This is a genomic window from Membranihabitans marinus, from assembly GCF_019802045.1.
GTDB lineage: Bacteria > Bacteroidota > Bacteroidia > Chitinophagales > Saprospiraceae > Membranihabitans > Membranihabitans marinus_A.
On record NZ_JAHVHU010000013.1, the window covers coordinates 138,898 to 159,630 of the forward strand.

A 20,733-nucleotide genomic window follows, 5' to 3' on the forward strand; every position below is an offset into this window, starting at 1 on the left:
GTCTCCCTTTTATAGGCGGACTTAGCGTACAAGTATGTGGCTGATCGTCCGTTTTCGAACCATTATAAACGACCTGAATGGTGCGTGCTGATTGAAATAGACGGTTTATTGGTTCTGTTTGTGGTCGATTTTTACAGCGAACAAAGAATTGGGATTCGGATCAGGAACGAAAGTAAAATAGTTTGCCGCCAATGGGGAATCTGTCAGATAATCCGTACCTTGGAAAGTTCAATGATTGTACATTAGACTGGAAATGGAGTTAACGCAGGAACAACAAGCCATCATCAACTCAACGGGCAACATCAAGATCAATGCCATCGCCGGTTCGGGAAAAACGACCACCATCATAGAGTATGCCCGGGCTCGCCCCCGTTCAAGCCGGATTCTTTATCTGGCTTTTAATAAATCAGTTAAACTCGAAGCGATTAGGAAATTTGGTGCTAAAGGACTGAATAACGTGAAGGTGGAAACGGCGCATTCGTTGGCCTATAAATACATCGTGTTTAAATACAATTACAAAGTACGCCCCTATGGGTATAAAATTCATGAAATAGCAGATTTACTTGGTTTAAAAGGCAATCGGGAAAAGCACACGGAATATGTCATCGCTAACCATATACTCAAGTTTATTTCTTATTTCTGCAACAGTCGGGAGCGGCGGGTGAAGGACCTGAACTACCTCGAAATTGTTTCCGATGCCCGGGCGAGAACGTTTGTGAAAACTTTCTATAAATACATTGAACGAGAAACCCGCCGACTTCTCGCAAAGATGGATCGGGGCGAAATAGAAATCACACATGATTTTTATCTTAAGAAATTTCAACTTTCAAGACCGCAGTTGCCGTATGATTACATTCTTTTTGACGAAGGACAAGACGCTTCGGGGGCTATGCTTGATGTTTTTGTGAAGCAAAATGCGACAAAAGTGATTGTCGGAGACACGCATCAACAGATTTACAGTTGGCGTTTTGCAGTGAATTCACTGGAAAAGACCGATTTTAAAAACTTCTATTTGTCGACCAGTTTTAGGTTTAGTCAGGATATCGCTAATCTGGCCGGATCCGTGTTGGAATGGAAGAAGCAGATCGGCCAAAACCCGACTTTGAAAATAAAAGGGAAGGGGGTATCTGGTAAAGTCAAAACAAAAGCGATTATAGCCCGCACAAATCTGGGGCTGCTGCTCAAAGCCATTGAGTTCGTAAAAGACAAGAAAAACGGTCGAAAGATCTATTTTGAAGGAAATATTCACTCCTACACCTATGCGGATGAAGGCGCCTCTCTGTACGATGTGCTAAATCTCTATAAATTCAAACGAAAACTGATCCGGGATAAGCTTATAAAAAAGATGGCTAACCTGGATGAACTCGAGGACTACATTGAAAAAACGGAGGATGCTCAACTGGCGATGATGGTCGATATCGTAAAAGAATATGGAGATCAGATTCCGCGCCTGCTGAATGAAATAAAAGAAAGACACGTTGATGATAATCAGAAAGAAAAGGCAGATATGGTGTTTTCGACCGTGCACCGGTGTAAAGGGATGGAATATGATTCGGTCCATATCGTCGGTGACTTTGTTTCTGAAGAAAAACTGGAGAAGCAAATTGCCGCTATAGCCAGAGAAACAGCGCCCCGGGGTAATGGATCTACTCAGAAAAACACCGGTGGACCAGGATCAGGACAAGTCAGTACTCCGAATTCGGTGTTCACGGAAAATACCAACGATCGTGCAAATTTGAAATACGCCCGACTCAATGAGGAAATTAATCTCCTGTATGTGGCGATCACCCGAACAAAAAGTGAATTGTTTATCCCTGAGGATTATGTGCCTGTTGATTTTCCACCTTCGACTGCGATTAAGATCTTGAAAGATGAACCGGAAGAAGCTCTCTCACGTCCAAATAACACCAGGCAGCAGGCTGATTTCAAAAAAAGAACCCGTCAGTCGACCTTTGCTTATAGGAAGGGGGAAAAAAGTGAGAACGATGGACCAGGCTATGCCGAAAAAGGAAAATATGCATCGCGTCGGGGAGCGAACAGGCCCTGGACCAAAAAACTGGATAACGAGTTAACGAAGCGATATTATGACGGGGAGGACATACATGCTTTGGCCAGTCACTTCGGACGAACCACAGGAGCCATCCGCTTGCGTGTGATAAAGCTGGATTTGGAAACCCGGTTTTGATGGTGGAAGGGGAGACTATAATAGTTCGAAGGCTCACGAGTATTGCGTAGGTGCGAATACAGGTTTAAATAAATAAAGCACTATCATGAAATATACACTTTTCGCTCTACTTAGTTTGCTTTTTGTCATGAGCTGTAAGCAAAAGCAACAAAATGCGCCAGCTATGTCTGAAGCTCCTGCGCAATTATTCTACAACGGTGAGATTATTATTATGCAGTCGGACAATCCTCAATACGTGGAAGCTGTGGTCGAGCAGGATGGCAAAATACCATAGGAGAAAGCGAAAAGGCAACACCTTACCAAGCTTTGCAAGCGATAACGATTAATGCAGCTTATGAATTTTTTGAAGAAGATTCAAAAGGCAGTATAGAAGAGGGGAAATTAGCCGACTTTGTAATTTTCGAAAAAAACCCATTGTCAGTTGATGCAATGACCATAAAAGATATCGAGGTAGCAGAAACCATTAAAGAAGGTAGGACGATATTTGAAAAGAAGTAAAGGATTAAGATGGTTTTATGATGGGGAGTCTTGTGGCAAACGACTAGCGATTATTGAAAGTCTCCTGTTTGGAATATCAGCCGACCCGTTAATCCAACACAAATTCTGCTGTATACGGGTGGAAATATTGGCAATCAGGTGGTGAAAGCAGGAGAAGTAGATTAATACTATTTACAAATTAATTATTATGAACAAATCAGAATTATTTGATCTCACTGGAAAAACGGCCATCGTCACCGGCGGAGCCAATGGAATAGGCAAGGCGACGGCTGTAATCCTGGCTAAGCATGGTGCTAATATATCAATCGGAGACTTCAACCTCGAGGATGCTGAAAAGACGGCTTCAGAAATCAAGAAGTTGGGCGTGAAAGCCATCGCCGTTTCTTGCAATGTGCTGAAAGATGAAGAGCTGGTCAATCTCGTAGATACAACGATCCAAGAACTGGGCGGGATTCACATCCTGATAAACAATGCCGGTGGTGGGGGCGGAGGCCGTGAAAATCCTTTTAAGATATCCGTGGATGACATACGACGCGATTTTGAATTGAATGTATTCAGCGGTTGGAGATTGTGTCAGCTGTGTGTACCGCACATGAAAAAAGCCGGTTATGGTTCTATTGTTTTTACCACTTCGATGTCCAGCGTCAATAAAAGCCCCAATATGAGTGGGTACGGCGGATCCAAAGCGGCGGTGAATCATATGGCAGCCAATCTGGCTCATGACTTTGGACCGGAAGTACGTATTAATGCGGTAGGCCCCGGTGCGACCAGAACGGCAGCCTTGGAAAGCGTGCTGACGCCTGAAATAGAAAAGCAAATGTTGGCCAATACACCCATCAAACGACTGGGTAGGGCTGACGATATTGCAGGTGCCATGCTTTATTTTGCAGCCCCCATCTCGGAATGGGTCAGCGGTCAAACCATTTTTGTGAATGGGGGAGGAGTGCAAACCCTGGAATAATGATAAAATGATGTATGATTATTTGTAAAATGAAGGTGGTATCGTTTGAACATCTTCTATGACAAAGTCCTGATATACCGAATATCGAGACTGTTTTCGGATAATTGCTGCGGTTCGTTTTTCACCGTGGTTTTTATTTACCGGCTATTCCTGTATCTTAGTGTACGTAACCGTAATATTTTAACTTTACACAAACATCTAAATAGTCTATGGCAACTTCAACAAACCACGAAACAATGAATTTTGCAATTATAGGAACCGGGTCGATCGCGGGGATGCACCTTACCGCGATCAAAGATATACCGGAAGCAGAGGTCGTAGCCGTGTGTAGTTCGAGTGAAAAACGTGCGGCAATGGCCGCTGAAAAATATGGAGTACGTGCGTATTCAGATATAGATACCATGTTTGACAAGGAAAGCATCGATGCCATCATCATTTGCACGGCCAGTGGAAATCATCTGGAGCCTTGTGTGGCCGCAGCGAAAAGAGGAGTGCATGTATTGTCTGAAAAACCACTGGAAGTGACCATGGAACGGGCCGAAGAAATGATCCGGGTATGTGATGAAAATGAGGTTAAACTGGCCTGTATTTTCCAGAGTCGATTTAAACCAGACTATCGACAATTAAAAGATGCGGTGGACAATCAAAAACTGGGAAAACTCCTGCTTGGGAACGCCTACATCAAGTGGTACCGTCCGGAAGAGTATTACAGCAGCAGCCCGTGGCGGGGAACGATGAAAGGCGATGGAGGAGCTGCCTTGATCAACCAAGGGATCCACACCATCGATTTGTTGCAACACCTTATGGGGCCGGTCAAGTCGGTAACAGCCAAAGTAAAGACCACGGTGCATCAGATTGAAGGGGAAGATCTGGGGGTTGCGATGATTGAGTTTGAAAACGGAGCTCTGGGAACTATTGAGGGGAGTACTGCAGCGTATCCCGGCTATTCGGAACGATTGGAAGTGTTTGGTTCAGAAGGGAGTGTGATCCTGGAAGGGGGGCGTATTCATGATTGGAACATCAAAGGAGAAGATGATATTCAGAAGCAGGAAGATACTGAAAAACAAGATTCCGGTGCGTCGGATCCCATGGCCATCGATTATGCCTATCATAAATATCAGATCGAAGATTTTATAGCTGCCATCCGCGAAGACCGCGATCCGGTGGTCACTGGCCAAGAGGGATTGAAGGCGCTGGCATTGATCAAAGCAATCTATAAGTCGTCGGAGGAAGGACGCCAGGTGGAGTTTTAAGGTTGAGGATAAGGTTAAGGTTTAGAGAGTATCGTCTATGGGCTATGGTGCAGAAAATAGACCGGATGAAGTTTGAGTTTTTCAACCGTTTGGTTTTTGGTGGTGAGAGAGTTACGATGGATGCTTTTCAGATCACTTTATTAGAGTATAGCACAGAAGCCTTGATAAAAGTACTTGGTCATATCCCTGGAATTCATGTATTTTGAAGATTTCATTCATGAAAATTCAAAATAAATTCCTTGCATTTTCAAAATAAACATCCTGCAGATTCAAAATTAGTCATATATTTAGTGTTTAATTTCATAAGCTGTTATGATTTATCGAAAGCTGACAGGAGTTCTACGGGGTTATACATCGATGTACCCCATTTTAACCATAACCGGACCGAGGCAATCAGGAAAAACAACCTTGTTGAAGAATATTTTTCCTGACTACAAATACCTTTCGTTGGAGAATCCCAATATAAGAGCATACGCTGAGAACGACCCTGTGGCTTTCCTGAAAGAATTTGACCATCATGTTATTCTGGATGAAGTTCAGCAAGTGCCATCTCTTTTTTCTTATTTACAAACCATTGTGGATGAAAGCCGGCAGATGGGGCAGTACATTTTATCAGGCTCACAAAATTTTCATTTGCTTGAGGGGATAACTCAGAGTTTGGCTGGGAGAACGGCATTATTTAAGTTGTTGCCTTTTGATTCCAGTGAATTAAATTCGGCTGATTTGTTACCGGAGGATTGGAAGTCTCTTTTAATAAAAGGTTTTTACCCGGCTGTGTATGACCGGGATCTGGATCCGGCGGGATTTTACAATAGCTATATACAGACCTATATCGACCGGGATGTAACAGCGCTAACCAATATCCAGGATCTGCGACGATTCCGTAATTTTATAGGTTTATGTGCTACACGTAATGGACAATTGCTAAACTTGAGTCATCTGGCCAATGAAAGCGGTATTTCACAGCCCACAGCCAAATCCTGGCTAAGTATTTTGGAGAGTAGCTACATTGTGTTTTTATTACAGCCCTATTTTGAAAATTTTGGAAAGCGAATCCGGAAAGCCCCAAAGCTTTATTTTTACGATGTGGGTCTTGTTGCACATTTGCTGGGTTTACGTGAGGTGAATGACCTGGAAGATCGAAAATTAATCGGAAGCCTTTTCGAGAACCTAGTGGTTTCCGATCTTATGAAAAGGAACCACCACGATTATCTTCTACGAGATTATTACTTTTGGCGGGATTCGGAAGGCCATGAAGTTGATCTGCTGTATAAACAAGGACCAAAGTTTAATATTTTTGAAATAAAATCTACCCAAACGATTCTGCCAAAGCATTTCCAGGGTCTCGACTATTTTGAAAAGCTGGTGAAAGGAAATATTTCCAAACCCACCTTGATTTATGGAGGTTCGGAAAATCAGGAACGGACGAAGTATAGGGTTAGGAGCTGGAGAGGGTAGAGATTAGTTTGTAGTGCTTAGTTTTTAGTTTATAGCTCATAGCTAATTCATAAATCTGAAATTTAATATCTGAAATTAATCAATCCCTAAAGCCCCGAGGCCTCGGGGCGTCCTAATCCCTAAAAGCGAAGCACCCTAATATCCTAAGTACCCCATCACTGCTTCCACACCTATCAATGCATCATCCGGTCTTGGATGATCCGCATTGAATACAGTGAGTTGTTCGCGTGGCAATATCTCCACAAACGATTCATCCACGCCATCATTAAAAGGGACATTGCCCGCAGAAAGTCCGAGGTGATGGGCAAAGAAAAGATACATCGGAGCCCGTTTGTTATACCCGTAGTCATGCCTTTCCGTAGGGAGATGAATCGATTCCATTTTGTGTTCGGCATCATACAGGGCATAAACCCGCTGAAGATAGGGAACTTCTACCCGGGGATTATTCCGTGTCCAATCGTTCCCATTGGATATGACCATCATCGGACGGGGGGCACATAAAGCGGCTATTTCTACATTGTTGGTTTGATGGTGAGTGCTTTTGTGTATCGGCATGCCGCTTTCACCCACACAGCCTCCGAAAAAATGGGCCGATACCATGACTACAGGCGCCGAAGCTGCAATCCGATCATCGATGGCGGTCAGGATAAAAGTCTGAGTGCCACCACCGGACGCCCCGGTGATTCCGATACGTTCAGGATCCACATCATTCCGCGAGGTCAGATAATCCAGTACCCGTTTACTATTCCAGGTTTGCAACAGCAAGGTGTAATCAAACCGGTGCTCGGTCTGGGTGGATTCTCCGTAACCGATCATGTCATAGGTGAAGACCATAGCCCCCATCCGAGCCAGCACAGCTGCCCGGGTCTGGACTTCATCGGAGAAACGTCGGTCTTCCCAGTGACCGTGTGGGCTGAGTATGGCCGGAATACGACCTTCATAATTGGTAGGTTTGTATAAATTGCCGGTGATATAAAAACCTGGAAAACTTACGATAGCGATGTTCTCCACCGTGTAGCCATCCATCTGTTTGGGCGAATGAATGATGGGTTGGAACGGGAAGTGCTCCTGGGGCATTTCTTCAAGACGTAGTCCATTGATGATTCCCTTTTTGATGACATCGGCACGACTTTCCCATGAGACTTTATCGGACCATTGAGCTGCGAATTCTTTCATTTTTTGGTTGCCTTCATCTTCCGTCCAGTAATGACCTTGACAGAGGTGATCCGTCTGAGCAAAAATGGTTGGTGTGAATGCGGAAATAATAGCCACCACGGCAAAAAGGAAGGTTGTTGAGTTTCTCATTGGGATATTTTTAAAATCAAAATAACGGTTGCCCAAACACCGCTCCACTCCGGAGCGATGGTGTCCGATGAATTTCAGACTAATTTACTGAAATTATAAGGAAAATTTTTTAAAATATGAATGATAATGTACAGTTGGAAAGACATCCAAGTTATTGAAGACGGTCAGGACAGAATCAAAAGGCCTCGTTTACGGTCAGGGAAACGATATAACGACGATATACTGGTTAGGTGCAAAACTTAAAAAGTCCGAAAAACACAGCCAGCCACACCAGTCCCTTGATGAAGAAAAACAGAAATGCGCCCACGCCCATGCCCTTGATCCATTTCATTGTTGAGCGTTTCTCCTTTGATTCTTTCTGTGCCATCGATTGATTCATTGTGCGGCAAAAATACGCAAATTATTTATGGATCGGTGTATAAACGCCGTCTAATCCCAGGCGTACGCTCTGATGTATAATTCTGCACAACATTTTTTTCTACTATAGCAAACTGAGATTACATGTCCGAATTAAATTTTCATTCAGGGCTCGCTTGCGGATGCACAAGGTAGGCGTATTACCACCCTATCTAATTTGCATTTTTTTTGGCTTTTATTTATAGAAGTAAGTGGTCTGATTATTCAATAAATGCGATTTATGTTCGATGGTAATGTTTCTATATTCATGCATAAATAACATAGAAGATTGGGTGATAATTGGGAAATTGGGTGATGAAGTGGGGGAAAATCCCCTAATGTGGTAGTTTTTTCTTCTAATATTAGGGAAAATAAAGAATAATCTAGTATATTTATCAATGAAACAAAGCTAAACCAGGATCCCAAAGGAAGCACTCCTTTAAAATGGTTCCTGTAATTTATTATGATTCATAATGCATCTGTAGGTCAGATTGCATTTATCCAAGTTGAAAATAGATTTTTTCTGTTGTTTTATCCAATGGAATATAACTATTGAGGCCAGAGGTATGTCTGATCTTGATATTTAATCGATTAATTAACCATTTTAATTTATAAAAATTATGAAATACGTTGTACCCGCAATAGTCAAAGCAAAGATATATTTTGCAGATCCTCCCAAAAATGACAGGTGGCTTCATCAAATATCAGCCATGGCTTTGGCGATTTTGACCACAATACTCGTCGGAGTACCGGCCTATTCGCAGATCATTGATGATGGGAGTGTAAATAACATAAACTTTAGTGGAGGAGTTCAAGACCTCACCATACCCAACAACAGTCAAATAGTGGCCATTTCTTTTGATTTGACAGGCGGAGATGGGGGCTATGCGCGGGTGCACGATTCTTACATTAATCCATTGCCGCCATTCAATACTATAAATGTTTCGCATAAGTCGAGTGGCGGAGCAGGAGCTAATACGATTGCTACTTTTCCGGTAGGCAATGGTCCCGGGGAGATTCCGCTGGGTTCAACAGTACGTTTTGTCGTTGGAGGTGCAGGTTCAAGCGGAAATTCCGGCGGTGCACTAGGAGTTGGACTTTCTTATGGTGGTGGTGGTGGCGGATCTGCCGTGCTATATAATCCTCCCGGGCCCGCCGGATGGACTTTGCTGGCCGTAGCCGGTGGGGGTGGTGGTGCGTACCAGGGGATGTTTGCATACTTAGCAGTAGATAGTGAATCTGGACAAGGCGGTCGAGCCAGTACCAGTGGTGGGAGTGGGAATGGAGACGTCGGAGTGGGAAGTGGGGGCAGTGGAGGCTCCGGTGGTGGAGATGGAGGTCTTTTAGCGGTTGCCGGTGCCGGTGGTGGAGCAAATTCGGCAGGTGGTGGAATCACATGTGTCAGTTTCAATGGATCTTCCATTAATGGAGAAGGTGGTGCAGGTGGTAACTCAATGGGTTATGGAGGCTGGTCGGAAGGTTGCACATCATTTTCCTGGAGTAATGGAGGTGCTGGATATGGTGGAGGTGGCGCCGGGTCTGGAGCCGCTGGTGGTGGCGGCGGCTATTCCGGTGGTGGCGCCGGTGGCTCCACTGGTCGTGGAGGTGGTGGCGGCAGTTATGTCAATCCGATAGCGCAGCCCGGTTCTTCAAAAACCAATGGAGGTACTGATGGATCTCCGGATCATGGATCGATCTCTTATCAGGTGACCTTGAATCAACCACCAGTGGCCCAGTGTAAAGCAGCTACCATCTATCTGGATGCCAACGGAAATGCAAGCCTAGCTGCCGATGATATCGATGATGGAAGTTCTGATCCGGATGGAACGATCACCAATATAGCTGTAAGTAAATCGAATTTCACCTGTGCGGATCTTGGTGCCAATCAAGTAACCTTGACGGTGACGGATAATAATGGGGCAACAGATGATTGCCAGGCTACGGTGACCGTGGTAGATACCATTAGCCCACAAGCCGTTTGTCAGGATATCACCGTTTATCTGGACGCCAATGGTCAAGCTTCTATTACAGCTGATGAAGTGGACGGCGGGTCCACGGATAATTGCTCGATTGATTCCAGATCGATTGATGTATCTTCATTCACTTGTGCGGATGTCGGTTCACCAGTATCAGTGACTCTGACTGTCGAAGACCCGAGTGGTAATACCGATCAGTGTCAGGCTACGGTGACCGTATTGGACACCGTCTCTCCGCTAGCTCTATGTCAGGATATTACAGTTCAACTTGATGCGACAGGCAATGCTTCGATTACTCCTGCCGATGTGGATAATGGATCTTCGGATGCCTGTGGAATAAAAACCATGAGCGTCAGTCCGACTTCGTTCACCTGTGCTGATGTAGATAATCCGGTCACCGTTACTTTGACCGTGACAGACAATAATGATAATGTGAGTACGTGCACATCTGTTGTGACTGTAGAGGATAATGTTCCGCCGGTGGCCATTTGTCAAGATATCACTATCCAGCTGGATGAACAAGGTGAAGCTTCCATAGTTCCCACCGATGTAGATGGCGGGTCGAACGATGCCTGTGGGATTGCATCTTTTGTCGTCAACAAGACCGATTTTACGTGTGGTGACCTGGGTTCGAATACGGTCACGTTGACCGTTACGGATGTGAACGGGAATTCAGCTACGTGCGATGCCACTGTAACCGTCGAAGACAATATCATTCCCATCGTTCGGACACGCAATGTCACGGTGGTCCTGGATGAAAACGGCGAAGGAAATGTCACGGTAAGCACGATTAATAATGGCAGCACGGATAATTGTTCCATCGTAGCCATGTGGTTGGAAGGGGAGACTGATTATGACTGTGGAAATACCGGTACCCATGAGGTGGTTTTAAAGGCTCGGGATCAGAGCGGAAACATTGGGAGCATGAATGCCTTTGTAACCGTGAAGTTTTACGAACCGGACTTTAAAAATATTCATGGTGTGGCCAACGGGGATACCATCCATATCGTAGATTGTCAGGTTCCGTGGCAAATATCGCGCTATGACCTGAATTATGATGAGATTATCAAGCACGGAACATTACAGGTTCATTCGTACAGAGCGGAAGTCCCGGAAAATGCGCCGTGGGGGATGTATGAAGTTTGGCGGTATGAATACGTGGTAGAGGATGCCTGTGCGCATACCTATACGTTCAACTACTATCTAGCCATGTACGACCTGGCCCCACCGGTGTATCAATGCTTCCCCAGGGATACCACGGTAGCCACTGCTGCAGATGTTCCACCTGTTGATCCGAAAGTGAAGATCATTGACGTGTGTCAATATGTGGTGTGGGATAAAGTGATGACGATGCCGGTTTTGGATATATCCAGCGGAGATACACTTGGGTTTACCCGCCGCTGGATGGCGCGGGATCCATCCGGGCATGAAAGCTTCCAGGATCAGATGATCTGGTTGGGATCGGGAGATCGTAAGCAGTATAGTATGATTACCGGTCGCATCGCAGATGAGGATCACGTCCTAAACGCTAAGTTCGACGGTGAAGCCGGGACCAATGGATTGCCCGTGAGCCTGTACCGTCTCGATGTGGAAGCAGGAACACGAACCCACGTCAGTTCTTGGACTACGGGTGACTGGCAGGGCGCACAGGGAACGTATTACTTTTTACCGGAACACCCTGGTCAGTATCAGGTGAAGATTGATACAGCCATTTGTCTGATTGATACTTTGAAATTTAATAAGCAGTTGTGGTCGGATACCCTGACGGTCGCAGCCGGGGAATCTGTGGATCAAGGTTGGGTCCTTACGGAATCGTGTTTGGGAAATGCGGTCATTCATTCCATGGCAACAGAACGACCAGCAGCTGAATCAGAAATGATTCGCACGAATGAACCCATGGAAAAAACCTGGGACCTGTATCCCAATCCGGCCAGGGAATATCTGAAACTCAATATTCAGAGTGATGAGGTATTGGATTACCGTATATATGACGCACTGGGACGTGCTGTGAAATCAGGTCAGTATCAACAAGGGAAAACCATCGATGTTCATGGTTTGAATACGGGTTTATACCATCTCCAGTTGCGTGAGCAGAATCAGTTGCTGGGTACGAAAAGGGTTTTAGTGATTTCATATTATTGATTTCAGAATTCAGATTAGTATTAGCAGGTGTGGGACGCATGGAGTTGAATGAAGAGGAACAGCATGGGTCCCACGCCTGACTTTTACGAATGGTGTATAGCATATGCAACAGAGTAGGGGATGACCAGAACCAGTATTTGTCAGAGTTCCTGTGAATAGCGTCTAGGATATTTTGCATATAAAGCACGGATAGACAACATATATAAGTGGAATAATGATGGCCGTGGTGGACAAGTCGGATTAATTTTTAGTGCTCATAAAATTATCCTGTTTGACCGTCTTGAAGATGAGTAGGGTTGTACCGGGAGTGTTGTACTTGTGTAAATTAGTTGCTGCAGGTAGGACCACATGCAGACATTTATTAGGGGATATTTCCCCTATTTTAATTTATTTCTCTGTAATATCTGTCAATGGTTTGTTAAGTTAGAAAAATTGTACTATATTTAAAGTGCATGATAAGATTAAAACCCAAAAGGATTCCTGTCTGATTATGGAGTTAAATGCGATGTTTAACCTCATTGCTCAAATGTCGGATCGAAAGGGTAATTAAATTAATGTGGAAATCAATCTGTTCACCTATTGAATACAACTGGATTGATTTGCAGTATAATTTTGATTTTCAACACTTAAATTATATTATCATGAAGACGCCCTTAACTTATTTTTACCGTTTGGCCCGGATTGCCACACAGTACCCCAAGTTTTATCCAATTCGTTTTACTTTGTCCATTATTGGAACCTTCCTCCTTTTCTTGAGCGGAAGTGTTATGTTGAATGCACAAGATGAATGTGATATTAATAATGGGTGGTGGGATGCAAAGTATTTGACTTTGAAGAGTGGCCTGGAAGATGGCGATACCGTCCATATGAATAGTTGCCAGGTGCCATGGGGTATCAGCCCGACTGATTTGGAGTATTATGAATATTTGAAATACAGACAATGTCGCAGAGAACTATGCAAAATATGCGAAGGTCCCATCATAGCAGTACGGGATCGGTTAAATGGTTTCTATCCGAAGTATAGAAGGTCCTGCACAAAAATTAAAACCTTTTGCTATATAATGGACTTGCCTGACGATGCGCCGGAAGGGATGTATCAACTTTGGAAGTATGAATACATTGTGGAGGATGTGTATTGCTACCGGAAGTATAAATTAACATTCTATGTGGGATTATATGATAATGGTGCCCCCGTGTACCAATGTTTTCCAGCCGATACGACCGTAGCTTCACCGGCTGATCTTCCGCCGGTTGATGAAAAAGTGCAAATTATTGATTTTTGTCAATATGTGGACTGGTGGAATGTCGAAACCACGGCAGTTGTGGACACGGTGAGTGGTGATACCACTTGTTTTGTCCGGACATGGTCTGCCGGGGACCCATCCGGTAATGAAAGCTCCAAGGAGCAGAAAATATGGATAAGTTCTGATACGGTTGGTGTCGATTCTCTGTCTCAGATGGTTTCCCGATCGCACGCGCGTCATGGAGATTGGTCGGTTTATCCGAATCCGGCAAAAAACAGGATCTATGTTAGTATCCAATCCGATGAAGAAATGAACTATACTCTTTTCGACGGCTTGGGAAGATCGGTTCGCCATGGGGTTTATTATCAGGGACAAGCTATTCCGGTGGAGAAGTTAAGCCCTGGAATCTATCATCTTCAGATGCGATCAAACAATGACTTTATTGGAGCCAAACAAATCATATTGATGGAATAAATGGTGAAAAACGTGTAAATTACGTACAGTGCTAAACACCGCTAACACAGCCTTCAGAATCTTCCGGATCTGAAGGCTTTTTTATGGTTGATGTACCTAGTACCATTTGAATTCATAATTGCCGCATATATTCCGAAATATACTTCGATTCCCTTCGTCAGAAATACTCGGTAAATCCAGTTATGCCTCCATTTTTTTTCTTGACAATCTTTGAGTATTTACAAAGTCTTATATGGCATTATCAAATACAATTGAATAGGGGACAGGCAGAAAGATCATTTTCTTAAGATTTGGAACGAAGTGTTAAAACAGGAATCACGCAAAAACTATTGGAAGCAAAGCTCGTTAGGCTTTTTTATTAAATTAAAACCTATTTTAGTTATGTTGAAGATTGCAGCACTTTTTATTGCACTTTCGGGGATGTTTTTCAATTCCCAGCCTGATCCTGTGCAGCCAACCAATTTTGATGAAGCTACAAAAGTGATCATTGATCCGACGAAGAGTACGTTGCGTTGGGATGGTTATAAGGTAACCGGACAGCACCATGGAAGTGTGGCGATCGAGTCTGGAGAGTTAATTTTTGATGGGGGACAATTAAAGTCTGGCCGGTTTGTAATGGATATGCCATCTATCGAGGTACACGATTTGGAAGGAGAATATCGTACGAAACTTGAGAACCATTTAAAATCGGATGATTTCTTTGGTGTGGCTTCTCATCCGAAAGCAACTTTTGAGATCGATAAAGCCATTCCTTATGGAACCACCGGTTTGTACAAAGTGGAGGGACAGTTAACCATAAAAAAAATTACAAAGCCCATTAAGTTTGAAGCACAGGTTGATCATAAGAATGGTGTGATGACCGCCACTGCTGATATCCAAATCGACCGGAGCGAGTATAATGTCAGATATGGTTCAGGTTCGTTTTTTGATAACCTGGGTGATAAAACCATCTACGATGAGTTTGATATTAAGGTAAAACTTGTAGGGAACGCCGAAACAGCCAATTAAGGATATTTGAAAAAAATTCTTGCAATTGCATGATAAAAAAAGCCTTCCATTCGGAAGGCTTTTCTTATTAATGATGGGTCATTTTTACCTGCACCGGTTGGGAATGGTGGGAAAAAAAATATGGGGTGCCGGCAGATGGGGTAGCGGGCTTACCCATTACCATCTGCCCTGGATTCACCTTTCCACTCATGTTATTCTACCCATGTACCATACCTTACGGCACGGAAATTTTGCCACGGCTTGTTATTCTACCCATGTACCATACCTGATGGCACGGAAATTCTGCCACGGCTTGTTTTTCTTAACCTCCCTTATTGAAATATCCCAATCTGGCTTAAAGGTGTATCGCGTAGTTTTTCAGATACCCCAAAATTCTCTAGTGACATTCGGAAACTCAAACGCTTCCACAGATTTCCTTGCTCCTTGTGAATATTCATAATTTCCTCAGAACCGAACAAGGGTAGGTAAATGGCGACTGGCCATTTATCGCGGCCGAGTTGAATACCACCACTGTAGAGAAAAGTTGAACCGGTTCCGGAGGGGGTTGCATCATCATAAATTCCCAAATCAACATATGGTTTCAACGGGAATTTTTTCCCTATAACGGGTAAATCCAGGCTGAGGTTGATGGCGCCAAGAAATGAGTTGGAATTTCCGGTGACCATAGCATAGCTGGATCCCAGGTAGTTTTTAAACCCTCCATCTTCCATTCGTATCTGACGCTTTAAGATTCCGCTGGATTGCTCCGAACGATCGAAAAAGTAGCCGTCAAATGCGTAATCGTGGTAACTTTGGCTCGATATGCCCAATGTTCCCGGGACCAGATAATTGGCAACAGAACCTATATTTCGAGCGCTGTTCACGGGAAATCCTCCCAAATAAAACCGGGCATAGACTCGCTGTTCCGGAGCATAAGCGTAGTCGGTTTTGAGCTCCACCGATGTTTTTAGGTATTGTTCAGCGCTGTTCTGAAAACCATCATAGGAAAGAAATTCAGCTTTAAGATTTACTTCTACATTGTTGACGGGAGAGTATTTGCGGAGCTGAAAGTGAGCCCGGGGGTATACCCGCCAAAAATTCTCTTTTTGATCAAATTCACCCATATCATTGAAAGCTGGGGTTTGTTGATTGACAATGGGTGCAGAAATCTTTAAGGTCTTGTACCAGGGATTGAATTTGTCTGAAGTCTGGAATGCGATTTTGAAGTGCGGGTTTATTCTGAAGTAATTCAAATGGTATCCTGCTTCCTCATTGGCCTGGTAGGAATACCGTTTGGCTGACCACCCAAAGTTTATATAGCGCATCGCAGAGTTGTTTTTCGGCAGAAAATAATCCATGCCAGCCAATCCGACGATTTCATTGGACCCCACACCAAATCCGGGTTGTACGTAAAATTCAAAATTATTTCCTGGTAAGGTGATGTTGTGCAAACCGAGGCCAAAGGTGGCACCGTCGATGTAGTTGTAACTAATATAGGGATCAAACCATATTTTGTTAATACCGGGATTGTTCAGACCTGCTACAGGGTTAAGAAACTTTTGTTTCCGAACCGGGATGAATTCGTATTTGTTGTTGTGTGGAGTTTGATCGATGACAAGGCGATGATCCACGGCAAAATAATCATAATCATCCATAGGAAAAGACACCGTAGTGGTTCCTTTAAAATCTTTTGTGGTGCGTGTAGCCATCACTTTAGCACCATCGTAGGCCTTGAGAGTGACCGGCGCAGGAATTGATCCGCGGTTCTCGACAGTAACCCGGTACATGTCACCGTCTGGTTTTACCTCCGTGATCGCTACATCATACGGCTTCATAGTGGTTAATATATCGTCAAAAAACCAACTAAAATCCCTTTGTTCAGGATCATTTTTTACAAAAACACGCCTTAAGTCGTCAATGGTCGGGTGAGAAAACCGATGATTTTGATAAAAGTCGATGATGTTTTGCTTAAACTGTGCGGGACCAGTTACTTCTTCCAGCTTTTGGAACAGCGTGGGGGGAATCATATATCCATTGAAATAATACTGCATCAAGTCCATGTCGTGGGTGTGGGTGTTGACTGGGACCAGATCACCGCGTTGATATGACCCCAGGTAAAGCAATTGATTGAAGTCCAGGTCAGTTCGAGCATACATAAACTGGAAATTGCGTGACTCGATCCCATAATGCTGATCCATGTATTTGTTTTCGTAAAAACTATTGATCCCTTCATCGAGGTAAGGAGATTTTCGTTCATTGAAACCCAATATACCCTGAAACCAGTTGTGACCTACTTCATGAGCAATGACGCGATCCAGGCTCATTGGGTTTGGGGTAGGACCTATTAAAGTAATCATCGGATATTCCATGCCTGATCCTGTGTTCAGTGGACCCACGACGACACTGACCTGGGGGTAGGGGTAGGGCGCCACCTCCTGCGAATAGAACCGAAGCGAGCGTTCCAGCATTTCAATCGGCGAGAGGTTGTTGTTAACGACTCCTTCAATCTGGGGAACCAGGGAGTCGGCTACTTTTACATCGTTGAGGATGTAATTCTTGGGAGCGTAATAGTGAAGATCTACCGGATGCCCGTTATCCAGCGTGATGGATTTGTGCACCGAGATCATGTCATCGCCGGCAAACCAGGCAAAGTCAAGCACGTTCTCGGCTATGAATGTGTGCCGCACATGACTGGTATCGACGACTGATGAATCAGTCTTGACACCTGTAGCACCGATTTTGTAACTTTTGGGAACCTCGATAGATACCTTGTAATCACCAAATTCAGAAAAATACTCGCCCATTTCGAGATATGGAAAAAGATGCCAGCCTTCCTGGTCGTATACGGCTGCCTTGGGGAACCATTGGGTGAGCGCAAAAAAATGAGGTGCCCAGCCTCCACGGGAAAAAATATATGGAATTTTGGAAGTAAATGAAATATCAATGTTGGTCGAACTGCCAGACGACAGGGGAGTTGGGAGAACAACGGACACATATTCGATGTTGTTCTTAGGGTGGGTCCATGCCAATTCATCTCCATTTTGTGTGAATGCGATTTCCTGATATCCGCCCATTTTTTCTTCATCTGCCCAGTAAAATTTACTGTCATTGGAGGCCAGATTCTGACGGTCAAAAAAACTTCCTTTATCCTTATAGGCATTGTTCCAAAGATGAAGTTTTATTTCACTTAATGCCTCCGGTGAATTATTGTGATAGGTCATCGTTAACTCCCCGGAAAGGGTTTTTTTTGCTGTGTCGAGCGATACATCGATCACATAGTCCACTTGCTGTTGCCATTCTTGAGATCGTCCGGGTAGCAGGCTAAGCGTCAAGAGAAGGATGGTAAAAAACGTCTTTGCAGTGATGAATGCATTCTGGTTTTCCATAGAAGGTGTTAATTTACATTAAAATAGTGATACGGACTGCTTTTCGACCGATCCAGGAATGCCCTAATCCGTTTACCGGCCATATTGTGATCAATTTTTAGGGGAGATAGACCCGAAATCTCACATTAATTTTAATTCGGTGGAGAAAAAATTGTTTATTTTCTACGCTTTTTTTCCCATTCCCAGGCCGTTTGCATGATATCTCCAATAGAACGTGATGGTTTCCACCCCAGATATTGTTGTGCCTTTTTATTGTCTGCATATACGGCGATTACGTCACCAGCTCTTCGTTCGCCAATGGTGTAATTGAGCTGCTTACCGGTACTTTCCTCAAAAGCTTTAATGGCTTCCAGAACGGTCACGCCGTTTCCTGTACCTACGTTAAATACTTCGACTTGGTTTTCTGAGGATTGCTCCAACAAATATTTAAGACAAAGCGTATGTGCCCGGGCGAGATCCATGACGTGGATGTAGTCTCGTACACAACTTCCATCCCGAGTATCATAATCATCCCCGAAAACGGTCATTTTATCCCGCAATCCATAGGCCGTCTCTGTAATGACAGGAACCAGATTGGCGGGTGGATTGATCGGAGATTCGCCGATAAGGCCAGATTCGTGTGCCCCCGCGGGATTGAAGTAGCGCAGCAGGATAAATTCATACCCGGGATGGGCGACAGTAAAATCTCGGATAATATCTTCACTCATTTGTTTGGTCCGGGCGTAAGGGGATTCGGCCTCTTTGATCGGTGTCGATTCTGTGACAGGCAGGTCTTCAGCGTTACCATAGATGGAGCACGACGATGAAAATATATGATACGGGATCTTAAAAACGGTCTGTGCCTCGAGGACATTGAGCAGACCATTGATATTGTTGTCGTAGTATTCAAGAGGTTGATCTACAGATTCTCCGACCGCTTTGAGCGCTGCAAAATGAATCAATCCATCCACCGGACTTTCCTTCTTTAAAACCTCAAATAGCGCGGTTTTATCGCGCAAATCTACTTCATAATTGATGATTTGTTTGCCGGTTACTGCTTCAATTTGATTTATAGTGTCCGCAGAAGAGTTGCTGTAATTATCAATGGAAAAGACCTCGAACCCCTCATTGATCAGATCGATGATAGTATGACTTCCAATGTATCCGCATCCACCCGTAACTACTATTTTCTTGCTTTTGAGTTGATTCATTTTTTTTATTCTTTGTAATTCAAAGGGGACAATATAAGACTTATCCTGCAAAATTCAGGGCATTTGATTTACCTACCAGGCGTTGTATAATTTTTTAATGGAAGTTAGCCAGGTGCAGTTGTAAAGAATGACTGAATAAAGACGGAATGAAATGCAACCCAAAGACGGTCCATTGACTTATTGAAAATGTGCGCATGCCGCCCAGGTCGACTAAGGGTAAAAAGTGATATAGTCACCTGCACGAGTCAGCGTACGGTTACCAGTAAAGATGGTTTAAAATATTAAGAATGTTGGACAGCCCTGGATACCCACTCACCCTCCGGTGGAGGCCTCCAGAGATTTTTAATGATACCAGTAATCAACACCCAAATTACCTGTTCCAAAGTGGGTAGGCAGGAATGAGAAGCGTTCTATTCGTTACCTCACTCCGCGATCTTAGTGAAGATCTCGCTTTGGTTGATTCCTGTAAAAATACCAATAACCCGATCCGAACCTCTGATATTTCCTGCGATGGATCCAGGTTGGCCAAATGGATTCGAATTGGCATTGATACTGCCGGTAACACTTTGATAAAAATCAAAATATTCCTCCCGGATGTGGCTCACCCGACTGATGAGTGTGTCCCCCATCTTAAATTCGTAGCCAGAACCAAAGGCGAGTTTCCCGCTGCGAAGTGTTGAATTGTCAACCATGAAATCCTGAATGATTTTGATCCTGTTGTCCCGAATTCGCAGGAGTTGACGTCTGAAGTATTCGGTCTTTGAGGAGTCAGTATGGATAAAGGATACTTCACGCATCTTCATGTCCTGATTTTTCTCGAGACGCAAACTGTCTATGAGGCGTTTCTCGGGAATGCTCGTCTCAGACCAGACCTGGTCCCCTGATGGGAAACTGAGGAACAACTTGATCCGATCTTTTTCTTTGAGATTTAGTTTGTCATGAACTACGTAATTGTATACTGTAGTTGTTCCCGGAACGATTTGTATCTCGTTAATCAATGGATGTCTTTGATCATTGATCTCTACGTACCCGTCAGCATCTTGCACAAAAATATCGATTAATTGATCCTGACTTAGTTGATTGGAATCAAACACTTCAAAAAAGCCATAGCTTTTTGTGACTAATACGCCCAATTTTTGGCCCGGAGACAAATATGATTCGATCACATACCCGTTCTCAAATTCAGGTATGTCAATTTGAATCTCTTTGTCAAGATTACAACTTCCTATAAGTTGAAGCAGACAGAACGACAGAAATATGCTTTGGATAAATTTCATC

At 43.9% G+C, this 20,733-nt stretch carries 14 protein-coding genes and 1 pseudogene; 10 read left to right on the top strand and 5 right to left on the bottom strand.

Annotated features, from left to right (window positions below; all coding sequences use genetic code 11):
* Positions 1–235 precede the first annotated feature (235 nt).
* The 7 genes and pseudogenes from KUV50_RS14455 (at position 236) to KUV50_RS14485 (ending at position 6,355) form a co-directional block, all read left to right on the top strand.
* A complete protein-coding gene (locus KUV50_RS14455; protein ID WP_222580883.1) occupies positions 236–2,185 on the top strand; it encodes a UvrD-helicase domain-containing protein in 1,950 nt (649 codons plus the stop codon).
* Positions 2,186–2,270: 85 nt separating this feature from the next.
* Positions 2,271–2,459 (top strand): hypothetical protein, encoded by a 189-nt coding sequence (locus KUV50_RS14460; protein WP_222580884.1) that lies wholly within the window; start codon positions 2,271–2,273, stop codon positions 2,457–2,459.
* Positions 2,456–2,683 (top strand): annotated as a pseudogene (locus KUV50_RS14465) (amidohydrolase family protein); the annotation flags it as partial. The gene KUV50_RS14460 and the pseudogene KUV50_RS14465, both read left to right, overlap by 4 nt.
* A 187-nt stretch (positions 2,684–2,870) precedes the next feature.
* Positions 2,871–3,644, top strand: a complete 774-nt coding sequence (locus KUV50_RS14470; protein ID WP_222580885.1) for a glucose 1-dehydrogenase — start codon at positions 2,871–2,873, stop codon at positions 3,642–3,644.
* A 236-nt stretch (positions 3,645–3,880) separates the two neighbouring features.
* The gene (locus KUV50_RS14475; RefSeq protein ID WP_222580886.1) at positions 3,881–4,897 is read left to right on the top strand and encodes a Gfo/Idh/MocA family protein; all 1,017 of its coding nucleotides are present in this window, start codon (positions 3,881–3,883) and stop codon (positions 4,895–4,897) included.
* 65 nt (positions 4,898–4,962) lie between these two features.
* Positions 4,963–5,103: a hypothetical protein gene (locus KUV50_RS14480; protein WP_222580887.1), complete on the top strand. Its 141-nt coding sequence runs from the start codon at positions 4,963–4,965 to the stop codon at positions 5,101–5,103.
* A 106-nt stretch (positions 5,104–5,209) separates the two neighbouring features.
* Positions 5,210–6,355, top strand: coding sequence for an ATP-binding protein (locus KUV50_RS14485; RefSeq protein WP_222580888.1), 1,146 nt, complete (start codon positions 5,210–5,212; stop codon positions 6,353–6,355).
* A 135-nt stretch (positions 6,356–6,490) separates the two neighbouring features.
* Here the strand turns inward: KUV50_RS14485 and KUV50_RS14490 are convergent, their stop codons facing one another.
* Together KUV50_RS14490 and KUV50_RS14495 are read right to left on the bottom strand one after the other, a co-directional pair.
* Positions 6,491–7,660 carry an alpha/beta hydrolase family protein gene (locus KUV50_RS14490; RefSeq protein WP_222580889.1) on the bottom strand — a complete coding sequence of 390 codons (1,170 nt, stop codon included), beginning with the start codon at positions 7,658–7,660 and terminating at the stop codon, positions 6,491–6,493.
* 226 nt (positions 7,661–7,886) lie between these two features.
* Positions 7,887–8,027 carry a hypothetical protein gene (locus tag KUV50_RS14495; protein ID WP_222580890.1) on the bottom strand — a complete coding sequence of 47 codons (141 nt, stop codon included), beginning with the start codon at positions 8,025–8,027 and terminating at the stop codon, positions 7,887–7,889.
* 649 nt (positions 8,028–8,676) lie between these two features.
* Here KUV50_RS14495 and KUV50_RS19460 point away from each other — a divergent pair.
* The 3 genes from KUV50_RS19460 (at position 8,677) to KUV50_RS14510 (ending at position 14,900) form a co-directional block, all read left to right on the top strand.
* Positions 8,677–12,174 (top strand): T9SS type A sorting domain-containing protein, encoded by a 3,498-nt coding sequence (locus tag KUV50_RS19460; RefSeq protein WP_261395255.1) that lies wholly within the window; start codon positions 8,677–8,679, stop codon positions 12,172–12,174.
* A 641-nt stretch (positions 12,175–12,815) separates the two neighbouring features.
* Positions 12,816–13,892, top strand: a complete 1,077-nt coding sequence (locus KUV50_RS14505) for a T9SS type A sorting domain-containing protein (RefSeq protein WP_222580891.1) — start codon at positions 12,816–12,818, stop codon at positions 13,890–13,892.
* Positions 13,893–14,273: 381 nt separating this feature from the next.
* The gene (locus KUV50_RS14510) at positions 14,274–14,900 is read left to right on the top strand and encodes a YceI family protein (RefSeq protein ID WP_222580892.1); all 627 of its coding nucleotides are present in this window, start codon (positions 14,274–14,276) and stop codon (positions 14,898–14,900) included.
* Positions 14,901–15,211: 311 nt separating this feature from the next.
* On the opposite strand, the gene KUV50_RS14515 is transcribed toward KUV50_RS14510, so the two are convergent.
* The 3 genes from KUV50_RS14515 to KUV50_RS14525 all read right to left on the bottom strand — a co-directional run bounded on the left by KUV50_RS14515 (position 15,212) and on the right by KUV50_RS14525 (position 20,732).
* Positions 15,212–18,265 (bottom strand): M1 family metallopeptidase, encoded by a 3,054-nt coding sequence (locus KUV50_RS14515; RefSeq protein WP_222580893.1) that lies wholly within the window; start codon positions 18,263–18,265, stop codon positions 15,212–15,214.
* A gap of 155 nt (positions 18,266–18,420) precedes the next feature.
* Positions 18,421–19,455, bottom strand: a complete 1,035-nt coding sequence (galE, locus tag KUV50_RS14520; RefSeq protein ID WP_222580894.1) for a UDP-glucose 4-epimerase GalE — start codon at positions 19,453–19,455, stop codon at positions 18,421–18,423.
* Between the two features lie 422 nt (positions 19,456–19,877).
* Complete coding sequence (locus KUV50_RS14525) at positions 19,878–20,732, bottom strand: DUF4249 family protein (protein WP_222580895.1); 855 nt, start codon at positions 20,730–20,732, stop codon at positions 19,878–19,880.
* Position 20,733: the final 1 nt, after the last annotated feature.